The following is a 26079-nucleotide window of genomic DNA, read 5'->3' on the forward strand; positions in this document are numbered from 1 at the left end:
TCTTGACCCACCACTCGGACTCACCACTCACCGACCCGCAACGACGCAGACGGCGTCATGCCGCAGAATCGATTGCGCAGAGGCAATTGCGCGGAGGCGATTGCGACGCCGACCGGCCATGCGCGCACGCGTCAGGCCTGTTCGCGATGGCTTTTCTTGTAGCGGCGGCGTTCGCGCTCGCTCATGCCACCCCAGATGCCGAACCGCTCGTCATGGTCGATGGCCCATTTGAGGCACTGCTCACGGACCTCGCACTTGGCGCACACACGCTTGGCGTCACGCGTCGATCCGCCTTTTTCCGGGAAGAACGCCTCCGGGTCGGTCTGGGCGCACAACGCCTTGTGCTGCCAGGACACGTCGCCGTCCGGCTTGAACAGCCCCCATAGCGTGTTCCACTGCTCCTGCTCTTCGGCGGATTCGTCGACTACCCCCCACATGCGACTCTCCTTGCCCCAAGCATTCAATTGACGGTTTACATTACACTCATACCCTCATATTTTTGTCAAATGGTATCTCGTGTCATTACGCCGTTCAGCTGAAAACTGTGCTATACGAAGGCACTTGCCCGGATTGGCGCGATGCACATGGCATGTGAACGGTATTGTGCTGTTCCTGCGGAGGAACATGGCGGGCCTGCCGCGTCCGACCGCCGCTGTGACAAAGTGGCTTTCAGACTATCGACGGCACATGATCTACGGCACATGGAGGAATTGCATGGCGCAGGAAACCGGTGGAGCGGAACAGCAGATCAATCCGCCGAGCTTCGTTCCCTCCGCCGACCGCCGTCCGCGCACATCGGCGGCGTCGGGCAACGCCGGTTCCACAGCCCAGCCGGCACCGACCTGGTCGTCCCGCGCGACAGGCGGTCCGCGACGTGCCGCGGATTCCGACTCCGCCGTCCCACCGGCCATCCGTCCGGCCGGCGCCCGTTCACGAAGAAGCGCGGCGCCCGCTTTCAGCGCTTCCGTCCCACATGACGCCGCCGCCGACGCCTCCCCCGTATCATCGGTGCCCGCCGATCGACCCGTCGCACCGCCCCCCAGCTTCTCCCCCAACGCGCGGCGCACGACCCGTCGCGTCATCCCCACAGGAGGCGACGCGACACCGCAGAGCATCACCCCGACGCGCACCCGCCGTTCCTCGGGTTCCCCGCGCACCACGGTCCGCCCCGCAGGCGTGTCCTCGGCGACGTCCTTCCTGGCCCAGGCGACGCGTCCGACCATGCCCTCCTCGCGGGCGGCCCAAGCCCCGGTCGAAGGCGCCATGGCCGTTGTCGGCGCGCGTCCGCGCCGGCACCGCGCCGCGCACATCACCCTCGTCGCGCTGGCCGTCCTGCTGGCCGCACTGGCCGCCTCCGTCTTCGGCGCCTGGGTCTGGGTCAACGGCAAACTCAATAAGGCCGACTGGCTGACCGGCACCGCGGACACCCCGCCCTCCACCTGGCTGATCCTCGGTTCGGACGAACGCGACGGTTCGACCGATTACGGCGGCGTGGACGACATCACCGGCTACCGCACCGATACGATTCTGGTGCTCACCAAGCCCAAGACCGGCGCGAGCTCCCTGATCTCCATCCCCCGAGATTCGCTGATGAACGTGGACGGCCAGTACATGAAGATCAACTCGGTGGCGCAGTTCGCCGGCTCGAAGGCGCTGGTGGGCGAGGTCGAGCAGCTCACCGGGCAGAAGATCGATCATGTGGCGCAGATCAAGTTCGGTGGCCTGCAGAACGTGGTGAACGCACTCGGCGGCGTCCAGCTCTGCTACGACCAGGACGTCCAGGACGCCTATTCCGGCCTCAACTGGCAGGCCGGATGCCATACCGCGGACGGTGCCACGGCCCTGTCCTTCTCCCGCATGCGCTACGCGGATGCGCAGGGCGATTTCGGGCGTAACGAGCGGCAGCGTCAGGTCATCGCGGCAATCGTCAAGAAGGCATCCAGCGCCCAGACACTGACGAATCCGGCCAAGGTGACCGCCGTGGCGGACGCCGGTCTGAGCTCGCTCACCGTGGACGAGCGGACCTCGCCGCTCACCTTGGTGTCGATGGCGATGGCCTTCAAGGACGCCACCGGCTCCGAAGGCATCTCGGGCAGCGTCTACTGGACTGACCCCGATTACTACGTGGATGGCGTGGGTTCGTCGGTGCTGCTGGATGACGCGAGGAACACCGAACTGTTCAGCGAACTGGCCGCCGGCACGCATGCCTCCGGCACCGTGGGCACCCTTGCCGAAGGCTGATCCCGCGCGGCTTGGGTCCTGACCCGCACGGGGCGCGCCGATGTCCGGATGCCGATTCGGATACCAATGTGGATAACTCGGCAAGCTGGAACCACATGGGTCGATACGGCTTGCCTGGCGCCCCGGCATCGTCCACGCTGGGAGGCATGTCCAGACATGCACAGCACCGTCGCCGTCCACACCCCTCACGCGCCTCGCAGCCCCATCAGGCAGGAAAGGGCGGCGCCGCCAGCGACCCGCGCGCCAAGCTCATGGTCTTCGCCATGGCCGCTCCCCTGTTCGCCCAAGTCATGATGATCGCAGTGATGATCGCGCAAGGGCAATGGATGTTCGCGATGATGGTGGTCCCCGGCGCCATCGGATGCCTCGCCTCGGTGCTCATCGCCATCCCCTGGCGCTCCCCCGGCCAAATCGAAACCACTCCCGCTGCGGCCGCTGCAGGGCCATCCGGCGCCATCGTCAACGACGACACGGGAGGTACGATCGGATTCGATGCCATGGCCTCGGACACCATCGAGACGCTGCTGGGTTTCGACCGGATGCCTTGGCGCAGCATCGTGGCGCAATGGCTGAGGCCCGCCAGTCTCGCCGTGCCGCTCGGCTCGACCGGCACAGGTCGTTTCGACCTCGATCTGGTCCGTCAGGGACCGCATGCGCTGGTGGCGGGAACCACCGGTTCCGGCAAATCGGTATTGCTGCAGAGCTGGTGTCTGGCGCTTGCCTCCCGCAACGGTCCGGACCGGCTGAATTTCGTCTTCCTTGATTTCAAGGGCGGCTCCGCGTTCCGCACGCTGGAGCGGCTGCCCCACACCGTGGGCAACGTCTGCGACCTTGATCTGGACCACGCGGCACGCGCCCTGCGCGCGCTGGAGGCCGAACTGACCCGTCGTGAACGACTAGCCGCATCGTTCCATGCCGCGCACATCGAAGATCTTCCACTGCCGCCGCCGCGCCTGATGGTGGTCATCGACGAGTTCCACGCGCTGAAGGACCAACTGCCGGATTACATCGGGCGTCTGGTGCGCATCGCCTCGCTCGGGCGTTCCCTGGGCATGCATCTCATCGCCTGCACGCAGAATCCGCTCGGTCAGGTCAACGCCGATATGAAGGCGAACATGGCCATCAACATCTGTCTGCGCGTGCGTGACGCGATGCAGTCGACGGAGCTGCTCGGCGACGGCCGCGCAGCCTCGATCCCACCCGCGTTGCCCGGATCGGCGTATTGCAATGACGGCGAACAGGTCAGCGCCTTCCGCTGCGCCTCGGTGGATGACGTGGCGCGCTGCTGCCGTCAGATCGTCCTCGCCGACCGGTTCATGGAATCGGTCCCCATCCCGCAGCTGTTCACCGCCCCGCTGCCAAGCCGTGTCGCACGGCGTCCTCTACCCCGAGCGGAATCGAACCGACTCCCCGACCGGCTGTGGTTCGGGCTTGCGGACAACGGCATCACCCTCATGGATGCGACCTTGCCCGTCACCGGAGGCAACGTCGGGGTCATCGGCGCGCACGGCCGCGGCAAGACCACGCTGCTCGCCACGTTGGCGCGGGAACTGGCAGTGGACGGCCACGGCGGATCGGATGCCTCCGTGCGGCTCTTCGACGACGCGGACGAGCTGCTCGACCCGTTCAACGCCGACGACGAGGCCGCCTCGTTCCGCGACGCGCTGGCCAACCCCGCCGTCACCGTGGTATTCGCGGTGTCCTCCGCGCGGCATGTGCGTGTGCCGGAGCATTGCGTCACGCGCATCGTGTTCCCCTGCGGCGAGCGTTCCGCCGATCTGATGGCGGGCGTCCCATCGAACCTGTTGAGCATGCTCGGGCAACGCGATCTGGACACGCCCGGACGCGCGGTGCTGATTACCGGCGCGGCCGCGTGCCTCGTCCAATGTGCCGTTTGACTACTTCGCTACTTTCTAGGCATAACCTCTTGAAAAACGCCATGGTTCGTGGTTACCTTGATAGGAGCGTAAGGAACAACACCAGCCAGGGGTTTAGAAATTAGGGAGGCAAGCATTGAGCAGCGCTTATGATTGGCGAGCCAAGGCGGCATGTCGTGACAAGGACCCGGAACTTTTCTTCCCGGTGGGCAACACCGGTGCCGCATACCAGCAGATCGAGGAGGCCAAGGCCGTTTGCCGCACCTGCAAGGTGATTGACGCGTGCCTCAAGTGCGCGCTGGATACCAATCAGGACTACGGCGTGTGGGGTGGCCTGAGCGAGGACGAGCGTCGCGCGCTGAAGCGTCGCGCCATGCGCGCCCGCCGCTCCCAGGCCATGCAGATGCAGATCTGATTCCGGCCAGTCTCCGATTCGTCCGACGAGCGCCGGCGCACAAGCCGTCGGTGCGTAATGGAAAACCCTCCCGAATTGGGAGGGTTTTCTCGTATCAAGTCACGAATCTCCGACGCGGGACGCCGATGCTACTCCTCCTGGGCGGCGCGCAGCTTCATGTCGAGCACCACACGGGTGCCGCCCTCGCGACGCGGCTCCCAATGCACGGAACCGCCGAAGTCGTTGGTCACGAACGTGTTGATGATCTGCGTGCCAAGTCCCGAGCCGGAGGAACGCGCCAGACCGTTCTGCTCCTCGGAGCCAAGGCCGGTGCCGTCATCCTCCACCACCACGTTGAGGTTGGAGCCGGAACGTCCCACGGAGATGACGATATGTCCCTCCTTGCGTCCCTCGAATCCGTGCTCCACCGAATTGGTGATGAGCTCGGTAAGCACCAGCGAGAGTGGCGTGGCGTCCTGGGCGGGCATCATGCCGAACTTGCCCATGAAGTTGATCTCGATATGCTGGTCCTTCATCGTCGCCAGATCCACGGCCATGCGCAGCAGGTTGGAGATCACCTTGTCGAAGTCCACGATCTCGTCCGCGGTCTGGCTCAGGCCCTCGTGCACCATGGCGATGGTCTGCACGCGGCGCTGCGCCTCCTGCAGCTCCTTCTTGACCTCCTCGGACTTGGTCTTGCGCGCCTGAAGCCTCAGCAGGGCGGAGACCGCCTGCAGATTGTTCTTGACGCGATGGTGGATTTCGGAGATCGTGGCGTTCTTGGTCTGCAGCTCCTGTTCGCGACGGCGTAGCTCGGTGACGTCACGGCACAGGATGATCGCGCCGACGCGACCGTTGTTGTCGTACAGCGGCAGCGAGCGCATGGACACGGCGGAACGGTTGGCGTTGAGCTCGGAATCGACGGCCGCCTTGCCGGAGAGTACGAGCGGCAGCGTCTCGGGCACCTCGTCGTTCTCCTTGATGAGCTGGGTGCCCAGTTCGCTCAGGTACTGGCCGGGCATCGTGGTGAGCAGACCCAGGCGGCGGAAGCAACTGATGGCGTTGGGCGCGGCGTAGCGCACCACGCCGTCCATGGTGAGGATGATGAAGCCGTCCGCCACGCGGGCGATGTGGCGCTGGCTCATGACCGAGTCCTTGTACGGGAACTGGCCGCGGGGAATCATCTCGTACAGCTGCTTGCCGGCGTTGATGCTTTCGGATTCGTACCGGCCGTTGGATTCGCGGGTGGCCATGTTCGTCTCGCGCACGACCAGTCCCAGCGTCTTGCCGTTGTGGCGCACCGGCGCATACACGTTGCATACGGTGGCCTTGCCCACGGTCCTGAGCACGGTGGAACGGAAAACCACGCTGGACTGCATGGCGGCGTCCAGCTCGCCCATCATGTCGTCGGGCATGACCTCGCCGACCACGTCCTCGCCGCGCAGCGTCATCACGGTGGAGGGGCGGCATTGCTCGGCCACCACGTACTTGCCGGAACCGTCCTGCACCAGCAGCAGCAGATCGGCGAAGCTCAGGTCGGCAATCACCTGCCAGTCGGCGACCAGATGGTGGAGCCATTCACGGTCTTCATCGTCGAAATCGGGGCGCGTTGCGAGGATATGTGAGAAATCTGCCATAGGCACCATGATACGCAGGACGCGGCCTGAAGCCGGACATGATGTCGCACGAAACCGCCGGCCGTCTCAGGCGGTCATCGCAGCGTACACGGCGGAGGACGCCCCGACGATGGCCTGCTGCGCGGTGGCCGAATCGACGCCGGAGGTCATGATCACCAGCACGTAATCGCGCGCGGAACCGTCGGCGGCCTTGCCCCAGATGATGGCCGCATCGTTTTCCACGCCGCCGAGCTCTCCGGTTTTGTTGGCCACTTGGATTCCGGCCGGCACTCCGGACGGAATCTTGTTGCGTCGGGTCTGCCCTTCGAGCAGCGTGAGCATGGATTGACTTGCCTCCGGGGAGACCAGTTGGCCCCGGTAGAGCGCAGCGAGCAGACGGCCGCAGTCCGCCGAGGAGGTCCAGTTCTCGGTGCCGCTGCCATCGGTTCCCGCATCGGACAGGGCCCTCAACTGTCTGGACGAGGCGAATCCGTATCGTGCCGCGGTGTCGGTGACCCGTTGCATGCCGACGGCCATGTCGCCGTCGCCGATCATGAGAACCAGCTGGTTGGTGGCCGAGTTCGAGCTGACGGTGATCATCTCACCGAGCAGCGCATCCGTGTTCCGGCCGCCGGTGTTCAACGTGCCCGAGGCGAGTCGGTCATAGATGGTCAGCATCACGTACAGCTTGATCTCCGAAGCGGCGACCATCGGCTGTTCGTTGAGGCTGACGGTCGCGCCGGACGTCAGATCCTCGGCGTATGCGGACCAGGTGCCGCCACTGGCGGACATGGCCGTCGCGATGGCCGTCTTGACATCGGCCATGCGCGCTTCGCCGGCCTTGCGACCGACGATGCCGGCGTTCGGCTGCGGGACGCCGCTGCGATTCAGGACCTCATGGCCCGGCGTCGTGAGATCCGCGGCTCCGCTGACGTCCTCGGATGCGATGGATCGGCCGGATGCCGGCTCGCTGGCATTTCGGGACGACTCCCCCGTCGAGGTCGAGGGACGCGGCATCCACCAGACGAAGACGCCGGCGAGCACGACGGCCACGGCGACAAGCGCCGCGACGGCAACGACGATCATTCCCCGCGCGCCGAATCCCGCTCGCGACACAGCATGACGGCGCTGATGACGTGCCATGACGCCTCACTGCTTCAACGTCGCGTCAACGCTGGCGAGCACCTTGCTCATCAGGTCGGCGGCCACGGCCTTGCCCTGATACTGGGTGACCACCGACACCGCGGCCTTATGCCCGTTGGCCTCGACGATGGCGAAATAGTTCCAGGTGTCCTGAATGCCCTGGCCGCGATGGGCGTGGACGGTCATGCCGGCCGGAATCACGACGCCTTCGGCAGCGATGTCCACGTTCATGAGCGATGCGCCGCCCTTGGCGTCCACCGAGGCGAGCATCAGGGCCGCGTCCCTCGAGGAGCTGTAGTTCTCATAGCCGCTGTTGCTGGCGGCCACGTCGCCGTAGTTACGCGAGAAGCTGGTGCCGCTGTAGCCGTGGGAGGAGGACCATGCATTGACGGCATCCCAGCCGCCGAGCGCCGCGGCCACATTGTTGCCCGAAGCGTTGTCCATCGTGCCCATCATCGTGGCTGCCTGCGCCTTGGCGTCGTCGTTGCCGCTGTCCATCGCGGCGAGGTACACCGGCAGATACAGACCGGCGGCCACGAACTGCTTGCCGGACTGCGAGGTGGTGGCGATCACCGCGTCCGAGGAGGACTTGGCCTTGGCGCTTTCGTCGTTGATCACCATCGCGGAGACGGCCACGTCCGACGAAGAGTACTGATCGGCGATCGCCGACAGCTGGCTTGACGTGATGACCGGGCCGGTCTCCTCCGGCTGCGAGTCGGTCTTCGAGGCGTCCGACTCGTCCTTGTCCTTGTCCGTATCCTTGTCCGATTCATCCGCCGAGGACTTCTTGTCCTTGTCGGCCGTGTCATCCGAGGCACTCTCGTCTTTCTCGCCGCTGGAGGCGGTCTGCGACGTGGACGCGCCCGGCTGCCCGCCCCACAACCCCATGGTATGGGTCACGAACAGTCCGATGACCAGCGCCGTCGCGCAGATTAGTGCGATCAACGTGACGATGATGGCCGTGGAACGCTTGTTGGAGGAGGTTTGTGCCGGGGAAACACCAGACTGGACCGCCATCACTCCCGTAGGCGCCGGCACGGTGGGTGCGGTGGACGATGTGATGGGCGCGTTCATGGCGGGCAGCTGCCCCGCGCCGGCCAACGGAGGCATTGGCACGACGGGTGTCTGACCGGCATTCGGCATCTGTCCGGCCGCCACGGCGTCCGACGGGAGTCCCGGGGCTCCCGAAGCCGTCTGCGCGGGGTCCACCAGTGTGTGGTCAGCTCCCGCACCGGCCGACGCAGCGGGATGTTCCAGCGGCGTACCGCACTGCGTGCAGAACGCATCGTCATCATTGTTGGCAAAGCCGCATTCGGTGCAATACACCATGGCCCGACCCCTTGATTCTCTTCGGCATTCATTCTCGGATTCCATCGTATCGCCATCTCCGGGTGATAGTGTTCACATGACTTGCGTATTGACAAGTCGCGAAGTTACGTTAACGTAGGTTACGGCAGCGTAAGGAATGGATATCAGTCCTGGAATGGGGGCAATCATGGCATCAGCGACCGATGACAGCCAGCACGCTCAAGCCGTCACGTCGAATCGGGAGGGGGACGGCACCGGCGATGGCGACACGTTCCGCCCCGCCGCCGCAAAGCCCAATCCAGAGGTGGAGGCCAAACGACAGGCGGCCATCAAGGCCCGTGAGCAGGCCCTGCAGGCCAAGGCCGACGCAATCCGCGCCAAAGGCCAGTTCAAGGCCGAGGCCATCCGGGCCAAGGCCGAGGAGAAGGCACGCCGCGTGCTGGCGAAGTCGGAGAACCACGCGCTGAAGGTCGAGGGCATCGCCCCGGCCGAAGTGGAGCGCAAGATTCGTCTCGATGTGCATGGACGTCCGAAGCCGGCGATGCGCGGCTGGATTCACGCGGTGGCGGCCCCGCTGTCGTTGGCGGCCGGCATCGTGCTCATCTGTCTGGCGCAGGGCGCCGGCCTCAAATGGGCGTGCGCGGTGTTCATGACCGCATCGCTGGTGCTCTTCACCAATTCGGCCTGCTACCATCTGGGCGACTGGAGCCCACGGGTGACCGACGTGCTGCGGCGCATCGACCATGTGAACATCTTCCTGCTCATCGCCGGCACGTACACGCCGGTCTCGTTCGCATTGGAACCATTCTGGCGCAATTTCATCATCATCTCGATGTGGGCGTGCACGTTGGTGGCGCTGGTGATCCATGTGATCTGGATCAATGCGCCACGCTGGCTGTACACCGTCGTGTACATCGTCTTCGGCATCTACGGACTGGCGTTCATGATGCTGTTCTGGAAGTCGCCGTATGCCGGCCCTGCCGTGGTGGTGCTGCTATGCTCCGGAGGCGCATGCTACATCCTCGGCGCCATCGTCTACGCGCTGCGCAAGCCGGACCCCTGGCCGCGAGTGTTCGGATTCCATGAGATCTTCCACTGTGGCACCGTCGCGGGTTACGCCTGCCATATGGTCGCCATCTACATGGTGATCGTCGCGTTGTGGAGCTGATTTGCGTTCCCTTGCGAAAACCGACCGCAAGGAGCCAACACCCTGTGTCAGAAGGGCCGCTGCGCTGCAACTCCCCCGTCAAGGACGGCTGATCCGCAAAGCGGAACTGAAGGAGCAGTCGATTCGTCGTATTCCTTTGAGGATGACGCCGGGAGGTCGTGGGGCGTGAGACCCGACACGCTCAAGGCCGCTCGGCCAAGCCTACGGTCGGGGCTCGCACCCCACAACCTCCCGGCTACCCATTGCGTTCGATGGCGTGCTCGTCGCCATCGAAACCGTACACGAAACCGTGCGAAGCGATATCAGCGAAAGCAAAACGGGACGAAACGTAAGTTTCAATCGGCATTCAGTTACGTTTCGTCCCACATTACGTATGAAAAACGGGACGAAACGTAAGTCAGCGTCATCTGAAACTTACGTTTCGTCCCGTTAGGACAGCATGTCATGCCGTGCGATGCCGGACGTGATGCCGAATCAAGCCACAATCCAGACCAGAGGCTCAGGTCAGCGGCCCGGAGGGCAAATCCAGTGAATCCGACGGCTCAGACAGCTCAGGCCAGCGGCTTGGCGGCCTTGACGGTCACGGACAGCTCACGGCCGTTCGGAGCCTTGTAGGAGACCACGTCACCCACCTTGGCGCCCTGAATGGCCTGGCCGATCGGCGAATCCGGGGTCATGATGTCGTAATCGGTGCCGGCCACGATGTCGCGGGATCCGAGCACGTAGGTCATCTCGTTGCCGTTGAGCTCGATGGTCACGACGGAACCGTTGCCCACAGTGCCTTCCGGCGCGTTCTCGATGATCTTGGAGTCGCGCAGCTTGACGGTGAGCTCGACGATGCGGCCCTCGTTCTTGCTCTGGGCCTCACGGGCCGCCTGATAGCCGCCGTTCTCGGACAGATCGCCTTCGGCGCGGGCCACGGCGATCTTATGCGCGATCTCCTCACGCAGCTCGCCTTCGCGGTAGGCCAGCTCCTCCTTCATCTTGTTGTACGCTTCCTGCGTGAGCAGGTAGACCTTATCCTCTGCCATAATCGTCCCTTCCGTATCTGTTACGTATGTGGATTGTTCTTCGTATGCAAGCGCATATACGACAAAACGCCGGATTCAACCCCGGCGTTCGTCTGCTGTATCGCTGATCGGCGATCAGCGCGTGGAAATGATGTCGATGACGAACACCAGCGTGTCGCCGCCGCCGATGCCGGCCTGCGGAACGCCGCGGGAGCCATAGCCGTACTCCGGCGGGATGGAGACCACGAGACGGGAGCCCACGTTGTGGCCCGGCACGGTCTGGTCCCAACCCTTGATGACCTGGCCCACGCCAATGCCGAAGCTGGCCGGCTGGTGACGCTCAAAGCTGGAATCGAAGGCCTTGTCCTTGCCCCACACCACGCCGTGATAGTTCACGGTCACGGTGTCGCCGCGACGCACCATCGGGCCGTCGCCCTCGGTCAGTTCGACGGCTTTCAGACCTTTCGGGGCCTCTTCGGCCGGGAACTCGATGACCGGCGTGGAACCGAATTCGGCGTTTACCTTGGGCATCTGATCTGCCATTGGTCCTCCTTTACGACACAATGCGCCCTACAATAGCACTTCCGTACGATTGTCTCGACCCCTTCGCCGTGAGCGACACGCCGCTCTCTCCTACTTCGACGCGGGCAGCTGTCCGAACATCATGAACAACACCGCCGCGCCGAGCACCGCCAGCACTATCTGCACCACGAGCAACGCGATGGCAACGCCCTTGCGCGTGGCAAGTTTGGGCGCGTACGCCTGGGCGAGCAGGAAGGCGATGAAACCGAACACGGCGTAGTTGGCGGTCAGCGCCAGCATGTCCGAGTTGGCGAGCACCACACCGTTAACGGCGCTGTCGAGGGAGTTCATCGTGGTGCCCATCACGAACAGCCCCCAGATGGCGTATCCGATGAGGCCCACCACCGCATAGGCCCACGGCTTGAATTTGTCGGCCATGCGGTTGGTGAATGATTCGGCGCACCACAGCAGGGCGAATCCGACGATGTAGGAGAACGCCACGGCAACCAGCACGGTCACCGTCATCCACGGGACCAGCGCGACCACGGGAGCGCCGGTTTCGGGGTCGCCGATCATCGACAGGTAGAACCCGGAACATGCGATGGCCCCTACGGTCAGCGCAGTGCCGATGATGACGGCCTGCGCGAGCATGGTGGGCAGGGCGCCCTGTTCGACTCGTTCGACTTCGGTCCAGCGTGACGCCATGACAATGCCTCGTTTCGGATTACTGATCTATGTTGACGATCTCGTTCAATGCGACGAACCATAGGGTAACGGGCATTTGTTTCGGGAAAAGCCGGAGTCCGCCCTCGGCAAACCGCCTTCGTCGTCTTCGTCCTGAGGCCCAATGTTCACATCCGATGGCATGTGGGCATCATGTGGGCACACTTTGAGCGTATTCTGCGCCCGTTGCGCCCATTATTGCGAGGAATCACATATTGTTCCGTGATCGTTCACGGTGGTTATCCGCTATGGATTGCCGTGAAACGGCGGCGGAAAGGCCCAGAAGCCCTGCCCTGCAAGACGTTCGGCCTTATGCCGTCATTCGCCGTACGTGCCTCCAGCGGGACTCGAACCCGCAAGCCGAAGCGATCGATTTTAAGTCGACTGCGTATACCGATTTCGCCATGGAGGCGTCGGACCGGGCAGCAAACCGCAGTCCAACCGTATCATTGTACGCCATACGCGCGGCTAGCGCGCAAGCAGGCGACGGCCGTAGTCGAGGACGATGCCGTCGAGCAGGCCGTGTTCGCTGGCCACGTAGGAGTCGATCGGCTCACCATGATCGGCCGCCGCCGCACTCACCTTGGCGAGCACACGGCTCCACACCACGGCGCCGCCGCCGACCACGTCGATACGGCCGGGATGGATGGTCTTGTACTCGCGGCGCTCGGCGCGGGTCATCCTCAGGAACCGGTCGTCCACGGCGTAGGCGTCCTCAAGGCTCATCCGACGGCCGTCCACCAGCGTGTGGTCGTATTCCTTGAGCCCCATCGCCAACGCGGTCATGGTGGTCACCGTGCCGGACACGCCGATGATCGTACGCGCCTTGCCAGCGTCCACATACCGGAACGCCTCGTCGATGTGCTCGTCGATGTCGGCGATGGCCTCGTCGATCTCGGCCTGCGTGGGCGGGTCTGTCCTCAGATGGCGTTCGGTCATGCGCACCGATCCGATGTTCATTGAGAACGCGCCCTGCACTTGTGTGGTGGGAGCGGTCACGCCGTCGCCGCCGATGACGAGCTCGGTGGAGCCGCCGCCCAGATCGACCACGAGATACGGGGGCCTGAGATCGTCGCGGCTCACCACGGACGTGGCGCCAAGGAAGCTCAGATCGGCCTCCTCGGTGCCGGGGATCACCTCGGGGCGCACGCCGAGGATGGATTCGATGCCGTCCTCGAACTCCTCGCGGTTCTCGGCGTCGCGTGTGGCGGAGGTGGCCACGAACCGCAGGCCGTCCACCGGATGTTCGGCGAGCACGCCTGCGAATTCGCGCGCGGCCGTGTATGCGCGCTCAAGCGCCTCATCGGCGAAACGGTGCGTTTTGTCCACGTCCTGACCGAGGCGGATCACGCGCAGGATGCGCGGCACCACCTCGTGCATGCCGTCCTTGTTGACGCGCACGATCTTCAGTCTGATCGAATTGGTGCCGCAGTCGATGCCGGCCACGGTGACGCAGTCCTTGCTCATGGCTTCTCCCCCTTTGATTTCAGTGACTTTTCAGTGACTTATCGATGGTTTTCGATGGCTTATCGCCGGCTTGTCGCTGCCTTGAGCGGCTGGGAACTCGGCGGAAAGCCCGGGCCCGCCGCCGAACGGTGCCCACTCCTGTCCTGCGGGTTGGGTGCGGTGTCCGGCTCAGTCCTCAAGCGTACAGCGGCAGACGGCGGGGTCGAACTCGTCCTTGACCTTCGCCAGCACCATGTCGCCGATTGGGTTCGCCCCCGGCCCCATCACCAGAGACTGCGCGAGCAGGGCGTGCAGACACTTGACGCGCACGGGCATGCCGCCGGCGGAAGTGCCTTCGATATGCTCCTCGCTGTCGCCGAGACGCACGGCCAGCTCGTGGCGGAACGCCAGATACAACTCGTGGGCGCGACCGTAGGTGGCACGCAGATCCTCGTCGGCGGCGAGCATGTCGTTGTACTGCTGCATCACGCCGGCGGCCTCAACATGGGAGGCGGCCTTGACGGCCTCGGGGCCGGTCAGGTAGCAGGTGGTGGGGAACGGAATGCCGCCGGGAAGCACCGGACGGGTGATCACGGCCAGCGGTCGTCCGCACACGCACCGGGCGCCGACGGCCACCATGCCGCGCGGGTATCGACCGAGCTGGCGCTGCACCAGTTCGATGTCGTGATCGCTCGCCGGCTCGGCGAGTACGGCGTCGATGAGAGACGCGGCCTTGGCGGTGATGTCGCTGCTGTCGGTGGTCACGTTGGGGGTTCCTCCCTGATGGTCGAAGTTATGGTGATGGTCGGGTGGTCGGGTATGGACGATGGGGCATCGTCGGTCGGTCGGCGGGCAGCCGTTCCGGTGCGGAATCGGGCGGGCGCGTCCTACTGGCCTGATTGGGCGGGCTGGTTCGTCTGATTCTGCTGGGCATCGCCGGACGCGGACGAACCGGTCTGTCCGGAATCAGCCTGTCCCGAATCGGACTTGGACGAATCAGCTTTGGACGAATCAGCGGATTGCGACCCGGAACCGGTATCGCCGGACGAATCCGCGGTGGAGCCGGACTTGGTGTCCGTCACCGGCTCATCGGCCTGTTTGAAGGCGTAGGCAAGCTCGCTATACCACGGCAGCACCTTCTTGTCCGATTCGCCGGACGAACCGGACGTCTCATCGTTCGCCTCGGTGCCGGTCACGGCCTCCGGATGCAGCACGCGGACCGCCTGCTCTCCGGGGAACACGAATCCCAGACGTTCACGCGCCTGGGCGGTGACATAGGCCTTGTCATTCCACCGTTTGATGTCGTTTTCCAAATCCTGCTTCTTGGCGACCAACGACGCCTCCTCGCGCTTGAGACCGTTGAGTTCGGCGAGGTTCAGTGCGTAGGTGTGGAACGTGGCGACCAATTGTATGGTACCGAGCGCCACGATGAACAGCGAGACGAAAAAGGCGATCGGTCCCGCGCTGCCTTTTCTTCTGGGTTTCGACGTGCCGGTTTTGCCGGGCCGGGACTGCTTGCTCATGTCATACGAAAATACCCGTCGCATTCGACCGAACGGATGCGACGGGTATCGATGTTCACCGGAACGTCACGCCTTCACAGGCGTTTCCATCCCGTATGCCCCAGAAGCTGGGGCCTGTGCTCACTTGGCCAGGTACTTCTTGCAGGCCTTGAAGGCGCTGTAGCCGGCGTACTGAGCGGTGGAGCCGAGCTCCTCCTCGATCTCGAGCAGGCGGTTGTACTTGGCAACGCGCTCGCCACGGGCCGGGGCACCGGTCTTGATCTGACGGGTGTTCTTGGCGACGGCCAGGTCGGAGATGGTGGTGTCCGGGGTCTCGCCGGAGCGGTGGGAGACCATGGAGGTGAAGCCGTTGGCGGTGGCCAGCTCGATGGCGTCGAGGGTCTCGGTGACGGAACCAATCTGGTTCAGCTTGACCAGCAGGGAGTTGGCGGCACCCATGTCGATGCCCTTCTGCAGGCGCTTCGGGTTGGTGACCAGCAGGTCGTCGCCGACGAACTGCAGACGATCGCCGAGCTTGGCGGTGATCTTGGCCCAGTCTTCCCAGCCCTCTTCCTGGTACGGGTCCTCGATGGAGACGATCGGGTACTCGTCGATGAGCTGCTCGTAGAAGTTGAGCATGTACTCGGCGTCACGATCGCCACCCTCGAAGTGGTACAGGCCGGTCTCCTTGTTGTAGAACTCGGAGGAGGCCACGTCGAGGCAGATGCCGATCTGCTTGCCGGGCTCGTAGCCGGCGGCGGAGATGGCGTCGACGATGTAGTTCAGGGAGTCCTTGTTGGACTTCAGCTTCGGGGCGAAGCCGCCCTCGTCGCCGAGGCCGGTGTTCAGGCCTTCCTTCTTCAGGACGTTCTTCAGGGTGTGGTAGACCTCAACGCCGGCGCGCAGAGCCTCGTGGAAGGAGTCGAAGCCGTACGGGGAGATCATGTACTCCTGAATGTCGGTGGCGAAGTCAGCGTGGGCGCCACCGTTCATGATGTTCATGTTCGGAACCGGCAGGATGTGGCCGTTGGTGCCGCCGATGTAGCGGTACAGCGGCAGGCCGGCGGACTCAGCGGAGGCGTACAGGGCGGCCAGGGAGACGCCCAGGATGGCGTTGGCACCCAGACGGCCCTTGTTCGGGGTGCCGTCGAGCTCGATCATCAGATCGTCGAGAGCGCGCTGGTCGGAAGCGTCCAGACCGATGACCTTCGGAGCGATCTCCTCGTTCACGGCCTTGACCGCGTTCAGGACGCCCTTGCCGCCGTAGACGGACTTGTCGCCATCGCGACGCTCCCAAGCCTCGGCCTCACCGGTGGAAGCACCGGACGGAACCAGGCCGCGACCCTCAGCGCCATCCTCGGTGTCGAGGATGACCTCGACGGTCGGGTTGCCACGGGAATCGAGAATCTGACGCGCGTACACGCTTTCAATTGCTGCCACAACTACTCCTTAAAACGGTTGTGTATCTTAATGACAGTCCTAAGACTAGTGCGATTTGTGGACGTTGTGAACAACACGCCCAAAAAACATTGTGAACGCTCACATTTCTCGTCGAGCGCTAACGGAATACTAACGGAAGCCTTATAGAACAAGGGATAAACGACAAGTGAACCAATAGAGCCCGAGGACGGGCGTCCGGGCACCGCCGCGCATCAGAGCATGGTCATTCGACCATGTCGCCACCGCGCATCCGCGCGTTATGCACCTCTGTCGCAAGTCCACGCGCACGTCCGTCAGAATCAAGTTCATCAGGAAGTTCATCAGGGACACGCCCATAACCGGCCCGTCCACCGGTTTCCTGCGAGTCATACCACGTTAATTAGTGGGCTGTCTCACTAATAATTGAGGGCCAGCTTATGTCTCTCTCCCAGTCAGCTTCGCTGACAACCCCTCATCAGAGGGGGCCAGTACCACTCAATCAATTGCGAGACAGCCCACTAGAAACACGCCCATAGGCACCTTTACCCTCTCCCGTCATCATGCGTTGCCGTCGAGATAGGCAAGCTCATCCTTCGTGAGCGTGAGTTCGGTCGCTTGGAACGAGTCGCGGATCTCCCGCGGGTTGCGGGCCGAGGGGATGGTGAACAGGCGGCCGTATCGCGCGAGCTCCCATGCGAGCGTCACGCGCTGGTACGAGCAGTCGTGACGCTCGGCCACCTCGCGGAACCGGTCGAACAGGTGCTCGTTGAACGGGTCGAGGAACCCGCCGAGCGGCGACCAGCAGACGAACGCGAGGCCGAATCGTTCGCAGGTCTCCATCGTGTGTTCGGGGTCGCGGTGAACCGGCGAGAACTGGTTCTGCACGGCCACCAAGCTCGGCCCGAGGATGCGATGGGCCGTTTCGATGTCCTCGTTGCCGATGCGCGAGATGCCCACGGCCTTGGCCACGCCCTCGTCCACGAGCTGTTTCAGGGCACCCATCTGGTCCTCATAGGGCACCTGCGGGTCGTTGCAGTGGGAATAGAGCAGGTCGAGCGCGTCCACGCCGAGCCTGCGGGCGGACTCCTTGGCGTTGGCAATCATCGTTTCGGGCCGGGCGTCGGCCTGCCAACCGTACCGGCCCTGTCCGTCAAGCGTGCGCAGCCAGCCGGTTTTGGTGGCCACGAGCACCTCGTCCTTGGCTTCGCTCGGCCCATGCCATGTGGCGAGCGCGTCGCGGACCAGATACTCGCCGTAGCCCATATCCTCCGGCTCTCCGGTGCCGGGCCGGCTGGGCAGATAGTAGGACCAGGCGGTGTCGAGGTAGCGCACGCCGGCGTCGAGCGCGGCGTGAATCGTTTCGATGGCCTGATCACGGCTGGCGGGGCGGCCCTCGATGGCGAGCGCCATCGTGCCCATGCCGAGGCGCGGGATGGTGAAGCCTGCGAGAGTGCCGACGTTGGCGGACGGCACGGCTGCGGCGGAGTCGTCAGTGTTGGCGGAATAGACGAAATTGGTGGAACCGGCAGTGTTGGCGGTGTTGACAACGTTGGCGGTATTGGTGGAATCGGCAATGCGGGCGACATCGGCAACGACATTGGCGACGTTGGCGACATTCGCGACATTGGAGACGTTGGCGGAATCGACGGTTGCGGAATCGACGGTTGCGGAATCATCACTCATAGCCGCCACTTAATCCCCGCCGCTGGACAGTGCGGATCACGGACGATACCCGACGATACCCGTAGACTGTCCGGTTCGAGCGGATGGTCGCGTCCGAAGGCACGCCCACAATCATCCCGAAAAGGCGGCCGCGGACCGACCGGGCGGTCAGACCGACGGTAAGTACGCGTCCCGTCGAAGGTCCCGCATACTTACAGTCTGTTTCGGGCATCGTAGCGACTGTATGTATGCGGGTACTGCGTCATCCCGCGTACATACCGTCCGTTTGGGGCTTCCCAGGGACTGTATGTACGCGACGGCTTCGTCACTCCGCATACTTACAGTCCCCTTTGAGGCACGTTTGAGGCATTCGACGGCGGCACGCAGAGTCCCGGCTCCGCCACGACCGGACCGCAGGCCATAAGCCGCCGACGTTACGACGTCACAGTTCAGTCCGACGCGGCCAGACATCGCTGTCCCGGGACTATCGTGGGAGCAAGGGACTGTTCCATGGGCAGCCGGGAATTCCCCACTGCAATACTTCGACATGTGGGAGCGTGGCGACTGTTCCATGGGCGGTCGGGTACACCGGCGGCCGGATGACAACGGACCGTGCAAGGGACGAGATCCGGATGGAACCGGATGAAACGAGGGAAGACGATGAGTGGAATCGGGAATTGGTCGCCCATGCACTGCCCGTATTGCGGCACCGCCGTGACCGGACACGGCAGGTTCTGCGCGAAGTGCGGAAGCCAGCTGCCCGATGAGGTGATGCCGGAGATGACGTCAGCCTCCGATGCAGCGAATGCAGCAAACGTCACGGCTCCCGCAGACGCCGGTTCCTCTGCGAACGCCAATGCTTCCGCGAACGCTGGTATCTCCGCAAATGCCAATGCCGCAATGAACACCGATGCCGCCGCGAACGCGGGCGGCCCGGCTTCGGCAACCGCCGCGTTGCCGCCGGTGCCGGTGCCGCCGATGGCAACGCCGACATCGACACCGCAGCAGCAGACCAGGCAGCAACCGCAGGAGGCGCATGGCTCACAGGACGTGAGGGTGCGCAATCCCGGCGGCATCAACAGGACCACGGTCATCATCACTGCTGTCATCGCCGTTGCGATCGTCGTAGCGGCCATCGTCGGATTCGCGGTATGGCGCACGAGCCGCGACCGTGCCGTGGCCAGCTGCCAGGAATCGGTGCTGCAACTGAAGGACTCGCAGTCGGACCTCAACAAAATCATCGGCGAGGCCCAGCAGGCTGCGGACGCCGCCGGCGCATCGGATGCCTCCTCGACCCTCTCCGAGACGCTGAAGAAGGCGCAAAAGGCGGCGGACACAGCGGTCGACTCGTGTGCCTCCGACCCCGAGACCGTGCGCAACACGGCTGACGCGCTGCGCACGACGATTGCGAGCATCCGGAAGACCCTGACCGGGGCGACCACGGAGCAGCAGAAGCAAGCGCTCGCCGACGCGAAGTCGAAGCTCAAGGGCGTCATCGACACCGCGACCTCGACGCTGAACTCCTCCGATGGCAAGGTCGATGATCAGGCGGTGCGCGATGCGTTGTCCAAAGCGTTGGACAACGCGAACAAGCTGTTGGATTCCGGTACGAACGTCAAGGCGCTCGACGAAGCCGCCGACGCGCTCGACAAGGCGCGCGGTGCGGTCGATGCCGCCGTGACCAAATGGAATGCGGAGGATGACAGCCGCTGCTCGTCGATTGCAGGAGATTACTTCGCAGGGTTGATGGGAGGACACCCGGCTTTGCTGGAGAATTGCACCATGCAATTCGTGGCAACCAGCGCCCCCGAACCTTCATTTTCAACGGTCGCCACCTATGTTCCCAGCACCTTCCGAGACCTTGACAACGGAAAGTACTCATGGACCGGTTCCGATAATGGAGGCAACACCGGTACATGGACCTACTATCCGGCAGGATCCTCCGCACCGGTGCCCAATGATATGGTCTCCTACTGGGACGAAAACGGCTTCGAACGATGGCGGGAATATCCGGTTCTCATCGGCCCCGAAAGCGACCAATGCTACACGGCATATTCTAGGTAACAGGGACCGTACGGTTCAAACAACTGAATCGATTCGTTCCCGATAATTCCTCCGGTCCGCCCTGCATTCGGAATCACGTCGATTCCGAATGCAGGAGAGGGAGTCGCACCCAGAAACAGTCGCATCGAAGAGACTGTCTGGTTTGAGCGGATGGTCGCGTCCGGAGACGCGCCGGACGCAATCATCCCGTGAACGCAGCCCGGACCGACCGGGCGGTCAGACGGACTGTAAGTACGCGTCCCGTCGAAGGTCCCGCGTACTTACAGTCCGTTTCGGGACTCTTAGCGACTGTATGTACGCGGGTACTGCGTCATCCCGCATACATACCGTCCGTTCGGGGCTTCGGAGGGACTGTATGTACGCGGCAGCTTCGTCGCTCCGCATACTTACAGTCCGTTTGAGGCGCGTTTGAGGCATCCGACGCCGTCGCGCGGGGTCCCCCGGCTCCGCCCCACTCCCACTCGCAGCAGACCGTAACCTCCGCCCCGCCCCAACCAGACCGCAGGCTATAAACCGCCGCCGCTATGCCGCCGCTACTTGCGCGGCTTGGGCGTCCAAGCCAAATCGTCCAACAGCTGGTTGGCCCACAGCACGATCTGGTCGGAGCTCATCGGGCCTTGGCCAAGCGAGCCGTTGAACGGCGCGGGGACCAGCAGCTGATGGGTGACCGGGCGGTACTGCGTGCCCTTGTAGATGCGGGCCATGCGCATCTGCACGGATTCGGGCGGGTCGATACGGCCCACGCGCACACGGTTGGACTGCGCCAGAATCTCGGAGACGCCCAGCTTGCGGGCCTTGAACTTCAGCCGCGCCACGTCGAACAGCGTCTCGAACTCCTCGGGCAGCTTGCCGTAACGGTCGGCGAGCTCCTCGGCCAGATCCTTCAGATCGGTCTCGTTGCGCGCGGAGGCGAGCTTGCGGTACGCCTCGAGACGCAGCTTGTCCGAATCGATGTAGTCCACCGGGATGGAGGCCTCGATGGGCAGGTCGATGGACACGGCCACCGGCTCCACGTTCTCCTCGGGTTCCTTGTACTTCTCCACCGCCTCGGACACCATGCGCACGTAGAGGTCGAATCCCACACCCTCGATGTGGCCGGACTGCTCGTCACCCAGCAGGTTGCCGGTGCCGCGCAGCTCCAGATCCTTCATCGCCACGTCGAAGCCGGAGCCGAGCGCCGTGTTCTGGGCGATGGTGGCCAGTCGGTCGTGCGACTGCTGAGTCATCGGCTTGGCAGGGTCGTACAGGAAGTAGGCGTACGCGCGCTCGCGGCCACGGCCCACACGGCCGCGCAGCTGGTGGAGCTGCGAGAGGCCGAAGCGGTCGGCGTGGTCCACGATGAGCGTGTTCGCGTTCGAGATATCGAGACCGGTCTCGATGATCGTGGTGCACACGAGCACGTCGATGTCGCGGTGCCAGAAGTCGCGGATGATCTGGTCGAGCTGCTTCTCCCCCATCTTGCCGTGGGCGATGCCGACGCGGGCCTCGGGAACCAGCGTGTGCAGCTTGTCAGCCACATGCGCGATGTCCTGCACGCGGTTGTGCACGTAGAACACCTGGCCGCCGCGCAACAGCTCGCGGCGCACTGCCGCGGTGACCTGCGCGTCCTCGTAGGCGCCCACATAGGTGAGCACGGGCAGTCGGTCCTCGGGCGGCGTGGCGAGCGTGGACATCTCGCGGATGCCGGTCACGGCCATCTCCAACGTGCGCGGGATAGGCGTGGCGGAGAGCGACAGCACGTCCACATTGGTTCTCAGGGCCTTGAGGGTCTCCTTGTGCTCGACGCCGAAACGCTGCTCCTCGTCGATGATCACGAGGCCCAGGTCCTTGAACTTGACTTTGGGATTGAGCAGCTTGTGCGTGCCGATGACCACGTCCACCGTGCCCTCTTCAAGCCCGGCGATGGTCTCGTTGATCTCCTTGGTGGTCTGGAAGCGGCTCATGGCGGCCACGTTCACCGGGAATCCCTCGAAGCGTTCGCTGAACGTCTCGTAATGCTGCTGCACGAGCAACGTGGTGGGTACGAGCACGGCCACCTGCTTGGAGTCCTGCACGGCCTTGAACGCGGCGCGCACGGCGATCTCGGTCTTGCCGAAGCCCACGTCGCCGCAGATGAGGCGGTCCATCGGCACGGACTTCTCCATGTCCGCCTTGACCTCGTCGATGGTGGTGAGCTGGTCGGCGGTCTCCTGGTAGGGGAAGGCGTCCTCCAGTTCCTTCTGCCACGGGGTGTCCGGGCTGAAGGCGAATCCGCGGGCGCGCTGACGGGCGGAGTACAGCTTGATGAGGTCGTCGGCGATCTCGTGGACGTGCTTGCGTGCCTTGGCCTTGGTGGCCGCCCAGTCGGAGCCGCCCAGCTTGTTGAGCTTGGGCACCTCGGCGCCGATGTACTTGCTGACCTGATCGAGCTGATCGGTGGGGATGAACAGCTTGTCCGCCGGCGCGCCGCGTTTGCTGGGCGCGTATTCGATGACGAGGTATTCACGGGTGGTCCGGTTGGCGCCGGTGCCGATGGTGCGCTGGCGCATCTCCACGAACCGGCCGATGCCGTGCTGCTCGTGAACCACGTAGTCGCCCTTCTTGAGCTCCATCAGATCGATGGCCTTGCGGCGGCGCTTCGGCGTCTTGGCGACGGCCACTGCGGACGTGCGGCCGGTCAGGTCGCGCTCGGTGAGCAGGGCGATCTTCGCCGCACCATCCACGAAGCCGTCGATGGCCTGGGAGCGGATCGTGTCGAACGTGGCGATGCCGGTGGTGTTGATGGCGCGCTTGAGTCGGGCGAGCGTGCCGGCTGCGGCTGCGGTGATGGTGACGTCGAATCCGGCGTCGATCAGGCCTTCGATGCCACGGCTGGCCTTGGCCTCGTCGCCGCGGAATTCGGCCGGGTTCTGCGCGTCGAGCTGCACATGGCCGGGCAGGGTGGCGTCCACGCCGAAACTGGTGAGGCGGACCACGTCATGTTCGGAGTATTCGAGGGCGCTGATGGTCTCCTCGAAATCGAGGAAGCTCGCCTCGTCGAAGCTGATGGGCGCGCCGGCGCCGTGACCGGATGCGGCGACGTGCCAGCTGGCGGCCAGGAATTCGTTTGCGGTTTTGGCCAGATCCTCGGCGGAACGACGCAGTTTCTCCGGGTCGCTGAGCAGGATGACGGCGTCCTTCGGCAGCAGCGAGGGCACCGGCTCCAGATGGTCCACGAGCGCGGGCATCAGCGATTCCATGCCTTCGACCGGGATGGCGTTGGCGATGGATTCGAGCATGTCCTCGGCGTTCGGGATTGAACCGATGAGCGCCTTGGCGCGCTTGCGCACCGCGTCGGTGAGCTGCAGTTCTCGGCATGCGGTGGCCCAGATGGTCCTGAGGCCATCGCCGTAGGTGCGTTGGTCGGAGGCGTGGAATTCCCTGATGGTGTCGATCTCGTCGCCGAAGAACTCGATGCGCACCGGATGCGGCGCGGTCGGCGGGAACACGTCGAGGATGCCGCCGCGTACCGCGAATTCGCCGCGGTCCATGACCAGTTCGACGCGCGTGTAGGCGTTCTCGATGAGTCGCCTGGCGGCCTCGTCGAGCGGCAGGTCCTCCCCCACGGTGAACACGAGCGGTTCCACGTCACCCAGATTCCTGACCACGGGCTGGATAAGGGAACGCACCGGCATCACCAGAATGCGGATGGGACCGAACATCGGGTCGTGCGCGTCCGGATGCTTGAGCCGGCGGAACACGGCCATGCGGCTGGCCACGGTGTCGGCGCGCGGGCTCAGCCGTTCATGAGGCAACGTCTCCCACGCCTCAAGCTGGGCGATGTCGTTCGGGTCGCCGTCATACCAGGACCGCAGCGCGCCGACGGTCTCCTCAGCCTCACGGCCGGAGGCGACGACGAGGATCACCGGCTTGCCGGCGCGATGGCCGGACTCGTCGTCAGCGTTCTGCGGGGCGGTCCGCATGGTGGTCGGTGCGGTGGCCTGCGCGGCATCGTCTTGCGCAAGACCTTGTGCGATGGCCGCAGCAAGTGCCGGGCGCAGGCCGTCGGGCATGCCGGCCAGAATCGACGGGTCGGCGCCGGATTCCTCGGATGGCGTGATGTCGCCGGCGGCCAGGGCGCGGAAGTTCGGGTCCTTGAGCAACTGGGCCAGCACGCCGGCCAGTGAGCCATCGATCGGCTGACCATTGACGGAGGCCGGGGAAGCTACGGTCTGCGAGGATGCGGCGGAGGCTGATGCGGCGCGGGAACCGGACACGGAATCGGATGCGATGCCGGAGACGCCGGTGGCCGGAGTGCCGGATGCGGCGTCAGCGGCCATTGAACATCTCCTGGGTCTTGGCGAGGCCCTTGAAGACGATGTCCTCGGCGGCGTCGGCACCGTCGGCCAGGAATTCGGGCAGCTGCTTGCGTTGGTCGGGGCCGAATCCGCCGAGCACCCAGTTGACCGTGTTGTCGTGTGCATTGGGGCCGCGCTTGGCGTGGCCGACGCCCATGCGCACGCGGGCGTACTTCGGCGTGCCCAAGGACCGGTCGATGGATTTGATGCCGTTGTGGCCGCCCGCCGAGCCGCCGGCCTTGACCTTGATGCGGCCGAATTCCAGGTCCATGTCGTCGTGGATCACCACGATGTGGTCCGGTTCGATCTGGTAGTAGGCGGAGATGGAGGCCACGGCGTTGCCGGAGTCGTTCATGTAGGTGAGCGGCTTGGCCAGGAAGAACTTGACGGTACGGCCCTCGAGGTTCATCGCGCCTTTGCCGAGCATGGCGAGGCCCTTGTGGTCGGAGAAGGCCACCGACCAGCGTTCGGCCAGCAGGTCCGCGGTCATGAAGCCCATGTTGTGACGGGTGCCCTCATACTTCTTGCCGGGATTGCCCAGTCCCACGATCAGCCAGAAATCCGATGCCATGTCGCTCCTCGTTGCTTCTCATGCACTTCCATTGCCGTGCCCGGCGTCATGCAATCGGCATGCGGCGGGGCGGCAAATCAACCTTCAAGATTGTACTCGGCCCGCCTCGACTTCACGCCTCCGCTACACCGACACCGGGGGTGAGACCCGTCGTGAGCCGCAACGAACGGCCGGACAGTCGAGCTGGCTCCGTGTTCTTCATCGGGGCATCCCGCGATAGGAACCCGTTGAGCACCGAGCACGCCTCGGGGCTGCCGAGTCGGCTCATCGAGTCGGCTCATCGAAAGGGAGGCCCGGCAATCCAGTCGGCAGACTTCCATACAGGTGACTACAGATCGAGATACCAGTAGGACATGTCTCGCATGGTGCCGGTGGAGTCGGTGGCGGCGGAGGGCATGAGACCGAACCGGGTGAAGCCGAAGCGCCGCATCAGGGCGATGGAGCCGGCGTTGTCCGCGAAGATGATGCCACAGGCCTTGCGCATCTGACGGGCACGGGCCTCATCAAGCAGCCGTCCGAGCAGGAAGGTGCCCACTCCCCTGCCCTGCCATGCGGGGTCGATGTAGTAGGCGAGGTCGGTGACGCCGTCGTAGCCGGCACGGTCGTAGAAGACCGACAGCGCGCCGAAGCCGATGACCCGCGTCGCGGTGCCAGTGCCATCTTTGGAATCGATGCTGCTCTCAGGCTTGGCATCGTCATCTATCCCGTCGCGGTCTTCGGCCACCGGCATCGTCGCCCCGGTATCGTCTCCGGAACCGACAACGCGTTCCGGACCGATGCCTTCGGGGCCGACGCCGTTCCCCGCTTCGCCGCCGCCCGCCGCGGCACCGCCTTCGGCCGTCGATGCCTCCACCACGAAGACGCCGTAGGGCGGCCGGTGCGATTCCACCCATGCCCGGCGCTGATCGAGGGTGCGCGGGACAAGGTCGGCGGTGGACCCGCCGGCGATGACGGAGGCGTTGTAGATGTCGGTGATGGCCTGAAGATCCGATTCGACGGCCGGTCTGAACGTGAACGTATAGGGCATGCGCACAGCCTAGCATCGCCGCGCGCGGAGAGGTCGGTTCTGGGCATATACCGGCCATGAACCGACGCCA

At 64.4% G+C, this 26079-nt stretch carries 20 protein-coding genes, 1 tRNA gene and 1 pseudogene; 5 read left to right on the forward strand and 17 right to left on the reverse strand.

All coding sequences use genetic code 11. From position 1 onward, the window contains the following. Positions 1-131 precede the first annotated feature (131 nt). A complete protein-coding gene (locus tag BMYO_RS06270; protein ID WP_094667645.1) occupies positions 132-437 on the reverse strand; it encodes a WhiB family transcriptional regulator in 306 nt (101 codons plus the stop codon). Positions 438-714: 277 nt separating this feature from the next. On the opposite strand from BMYO_RS06270, the gene BMYO_RS12145 reads away from it, so the two are divergent. From BMYO_RS12145 to BMYO_RS06285, 3 genes are all read left to right on the forward strand, one after another. Beyond that, positions 715-2241 carry an LCP family protein gene (locus BMYO_RS12145; protein WP_169834072.1) on the forward strand — a complete coding sequence of 509 codons (1527 nt, stop codon included), beginning with the start codon at positions 715-717 and terminating at the stop codon, positions 2239-2241. A gap of 146 nt (positions 2242-2387) precedes the next feature. Beyond that, positions 2388-4139, forward strand: a complete 1752-nt coding sequence (locus BMYO_RS06280) for an FtsK/SpoIIIE domain-containing protein (RefSeq protein ID WP_375137682.1) — start codon at positions 2388-2390, stop codon at positions 4137-4139. Positions 4140-4254: 115 nt separating this feature from the next. Further along, on the forward strand, positions 4255-4533 hold the full coding sequence (locus BMYO_RS06285) for a WhiB family transcriptional regulator (protein ID WP_094667646.1): 279 nt from the start codon (positions 4255-4257) through the stop codon (positions 4531-4533). 128 nt (positions 4534-4661) lie between these two features. On the opposite strand, the gene BMYO_RS06290 is transcribed toward BMYO_RS06285, so the two are convergent. The 3 genes from BMYO_RS06290 to BMYO_RS06300 form a co-directional block, all read right to left on the reverse strand. Then, positions 4662-6149 (reverse strand): sensor histidine kinase, encoded by a 1488-nt coding sequence (locus BMYO_RS06290; RefSeq protein WP_094667647.1) that lies wholly within the window; start codon positions 6147-6149, stop codon positions 4662-4664. A 66-nt stretch (positions 6150-6215) separates the two neighbouring features. Next, the gene (locus BMYO_RS06295) at positions 6216-7271 is read right to left on the reverse strand and encodes a serine hydrolase (protein WP_233428180.1); all 1056 of its coding nucleotides are present in this window, start codon (positions 7269-7271) and stop codon (positions 6216-6218) included. A 6-nt stretch (positions 7272-7277) separates the two neighbouring features. Then, on the reverse strand, positions 7278-8600 hold the full coding sequence (locus BMYO_RS06300; RefSeq protein ID WP_158216958.1) for a zinc-ribbon domain-containing protein: 1323 nt from the start codon (positions 8598-8600) through the stop codon (positions 7278-7280). 166 nt (positions 8601-8766) lie between these two features. Here BMYO_RS06300 and trhA point away from each other — a divergent pair, with 166 nt between their 5' ends. Further along, positions 8767-9747, forward strand: a complete 981-nt coding sequence (gene trhA / locus BMYO_RS06305; protein ID WP_181163345.1) for a PAQR family membrane homeostasis protein TrhA — start codon at positions 8767-8769, stop codon at positions 9745-9747. Positions 9748-10298: 551 nt separating this feature from the next. On the opposite strand, the gene BMYO_RS06310 is transcribed toward trhA, so the two are convergent. The 9 genes from BMYO_RS06310 to BMYO_RS06355 all read right to left on the reverse strand — a co-directional run bounded on the left by BMYO_RS06310 (position 10299) and on the right by BMYO_RS06355 (position 17788). Then, positions 10299-10778: a GreA/GreB family elongation factor gene (locus BMYO_RS06310; RefSeq protein WP_094667649.1), complete on the reverse strand. Its 480-nt coding sequence runs from the start codon at positions 10776-10778 to the stop codon at positions 10299-10301. A gap of 114 nt (positions 10779-10892) precedes the next feature. Beyond that, positions 10893-11300, reverse strand: a complete 408-nt coding sequence (locus BMYO_RS06315) for an FKBP-type peptidyl-prolyl cis-trans isomerase (RefSeq protein ID WP_094667650.1) — start codon at positions 11298-11300, stop codon at positions 10893-10895. 90 nt (positions 11301-11390) lie between these two features. Continuing rightward, complete coding sequence (locus BMYO_RS06320) at positions 11391-11984, reverse strand: cadmium transporter (RefSeq protein ID WP_094667651.1); 594 nt, start codon at positions 11982-11984, stop codon at positions 11391-11393. A gap of 350 nt (positions 11985-12334) precedes the next feature. Next, positions 12335-12414: transfer RNA gene (locus BMYO_RS06325), tRNA-Leu, on the reverse strand. A gap of 56 nt (positions 12415-12470) precedes the next feature. Continuing rightward, positions 12471-13469 (reverse strand): Ppx/GppA phosphatase family protein, encoded by a 999-nt coding sequence (locus BMYO_RS06330; RefSeq protein ID WP_094667652.1) that lies wholly within the window; start codon positions 13467-13469, stop codon positions 12471-12473. Between the two features lie 168 nt (positions 13470-13637). After that, the gene (locus BMYO_RS06335; protein ID WP_094667653.1) at positions 13638-14213 is read right to left on the reverse strand and encodes a DUF501 domain-containing protein; all 576 of its coding nucleotides are present in this window, start codon (positions 14211-14213) and stop codon (positions 13638-13640) included. 122 nt (positions 14214-14335) lie between these two features. Further along, positions 14336-14971: an FtsB family cell division protein gene (locus tag BMYO_RS06340; protein WP_169834073.1), complete on the reverse strand. Its 636-nt coding sequence runs from the start codon at positions 14969-14971 to the stop codon at positions 14336-14338. A 120-nt stretch (positions 14972-15091) separates the two neighbouring features. After that, entirely contained in the window at positions 15092-16390 is a 1299-nt protein-coding gene (gene eno, locus BMYO_RS06345) for a phosphopyruvate hydratase (RefSeq protein WP_094667655.1), read from the reverse strand. Positions 16391-16927: 537 nt separating this feature from the next. Beyond that, on the reverse strand, positions 16928-17788 hold the full coding sequence (locus tag BMYO_RS06355) for an aldo/keto reductase (protein ID WP_094667739.1): 861 nt from the start codon (positions 17786-17788) through the stop codon (positions 16928-16930). A 903-nt stretch (positions 17789-18691) separates the two neighbouring features. Between BMYO_RS06355 and BMYO_RS06360 the strand changes: the two genes are divergently transcribed. Further along, positions 18692-20095, forward strand: coding sequence for a hypothetical protein (locus BMYO_RS06360; RefSeq protein WP_143249130.1), 1404 nt, complete (start codon positions 18692-18694; stop codon positions 20093-20095). A gap of 533 nt (positions 20096-20628) precedes the next feature. Here the strand turns inward: BMYO_RS06360 and mfd are convergent. The 4 genes and pseudogenes from mfd to BMYO_RS12430 form a co-directional block, all read right to left on the reverse strand. Next, the gene (mfd, locus tag BMYO_RS06365; protein ID WP_420807296.1) at positions 20629-24228 is read right to left on the reverse strand and encodes a transcription-repair coupling factor; all 3600 of its coding nucleotides are present in this window, start codon (positions 24226-24228) and stop codon (positions 20629-20631) included. A 154-nt stretch (positions 24229-24382) separates the two neighbouring features. Beyond that, on the reverse strand, positions 24383-24982 hold the full coding sequence (gene pth, locus BMYO_RS06370; protein WP_094667658.1) for an aminoacyl-tRNA hydrolase: 600 nt from the start codon (positions 24980-24982) through the stop codon (positions 24383-24385). Positions 24983-25310: 328 nt separating this feature from the next. Continuing rightward, positions 25311-25838, reverse strand: coding sequence for a GNAT family N-acetyltransferase (locus BMYO_RS12425; RefSeq protein WP_420807297.1), 528 nt, complete (start codon positions 25836-25838; stop codon positions 25311-25313). Continuing rightward, a pseudogene (locus tag BMYO_RS12430) lies at positions 25830-26009 on the reverse strand (N-acetyltransferase family protein); the annotation flags it as partial. The pseudogene BMYO_RS12430 and the gene BMYO_RS12425, both read right to left, overlap by 9 nt. Positions 26010-26079: the final 70 nt, after the last annotated feature.

Origin of the sequence: Bifidobacterium myosotis, from assembly GCF_002259745.1 — a bacterium.
Classification (GTDB): domain Bacteria; phylum Actinomycetota; class Actinomycetes; order Actinomycetales; family Bifidobacteriaceae; genus Bifidobacterium; species Bifidobacterium myosotis.

Coding starts and splice junctions, on each gene's coding strand:
- BMYO_RS06270 (WP_094667645.1), bottom strand. CDS start 437: ATGTGGGGGGTAGTCGACGAATCCGCCGAAGAGCAGGAGCAGTGGAAC.
- BMYO_RS12145 (WP_169834072.1), top strand. CDS start 715: ATGGCGCAGGAAACCGGTGGAGCGGAACAGCAGATCAATCCGCCGAGC.
- BMYO_RS06280 (WP_375137682.1), top strand. CDS start 2,388: ATGTCCAGACATGCACAGCACCGTCGCCGTCCACACCCCTCACGCGCC.
- BMYO_RS06290 (WP_094667647.1), bottom strand. CDS start 6,149: ATGGCAGATTTCTCACATATCCTCGCAACGCGCCCCGATTTCGACGAT.
- BMYO_RS06295 (WP_233428180.1), bottom strand. CDS start 7,271: ATGGCACGTCATCAGCGCCGTCATGCTGTGTCGCGAGCGGGATTCGGC.
- BMYO_RS06300 (WP_158216958.1), bottom strand. CDS start 8,600: ATGGTGTATTGCACCGAATGCGGCTTTGCCAACAATGATGACGATGCG.
- trhA (WP_181163345.1), top strand. CDS start 8,767: ATGGCATCAGCGACCGATGACAGCCAGCACGCTCAAGCCGTCACGTCG.
- BMYO_RS06310 (WP_094667649.1), bottom strand. CDS start 10,778: ATGGCAGAGGATAAGGTCTACCTGCTCACGCAGGAAGCGTACAACAAG.
- BMYO_RS06315 (WP_094667650.1), bottom strand. CDS start 11,300: ATGGCAGATCAGATGCCCAAGGTAAACGCCGAATTCGGTTCCACGCCG.
- BMYO_RS06320 (WP_094667651.1), bottom strand. CDS start 11,984: ATGGCGTCACGCTGGACCGAAGTCGAACGAGTCGAACAGGGCGCCCTG.
- BMYO_RS06330 (WP_094667652.1), bottom strand. CDS start 13,469: ATGAGCAAGGACTGCGTCACCGTGGCCGGCATCGACTGCGGCACCAAT.
- BMYO_RS06340 (WP_169834073.1), bottom strand. CDS start 14,971: ATGAGCAAGCAGTCCCGGCCCGGCAAAACCGGCACGTCGAAACCCAGA.
- BMYO_RS06355 (WP_094667739.1), bottom strand. CDS start 17,788: ATGGGCACGATGGCGCTCGCCATCGAGGGCCGCCCCGCCAGCCGTGAT.
- BMYO_RS06360 (WP_143249130.1), top strand. CDS start 18,692: ATGAGTGGAATCGGGAATTGGTCGCCCATGCACTGCCCGTATTGCGGC.
- pth (WP_094667658.1), bottom strand. CDS start 24,982: ATGGCATCGGATTTCTGGCTGATCGTGGGACTGGGCAATCCCGGCAAG.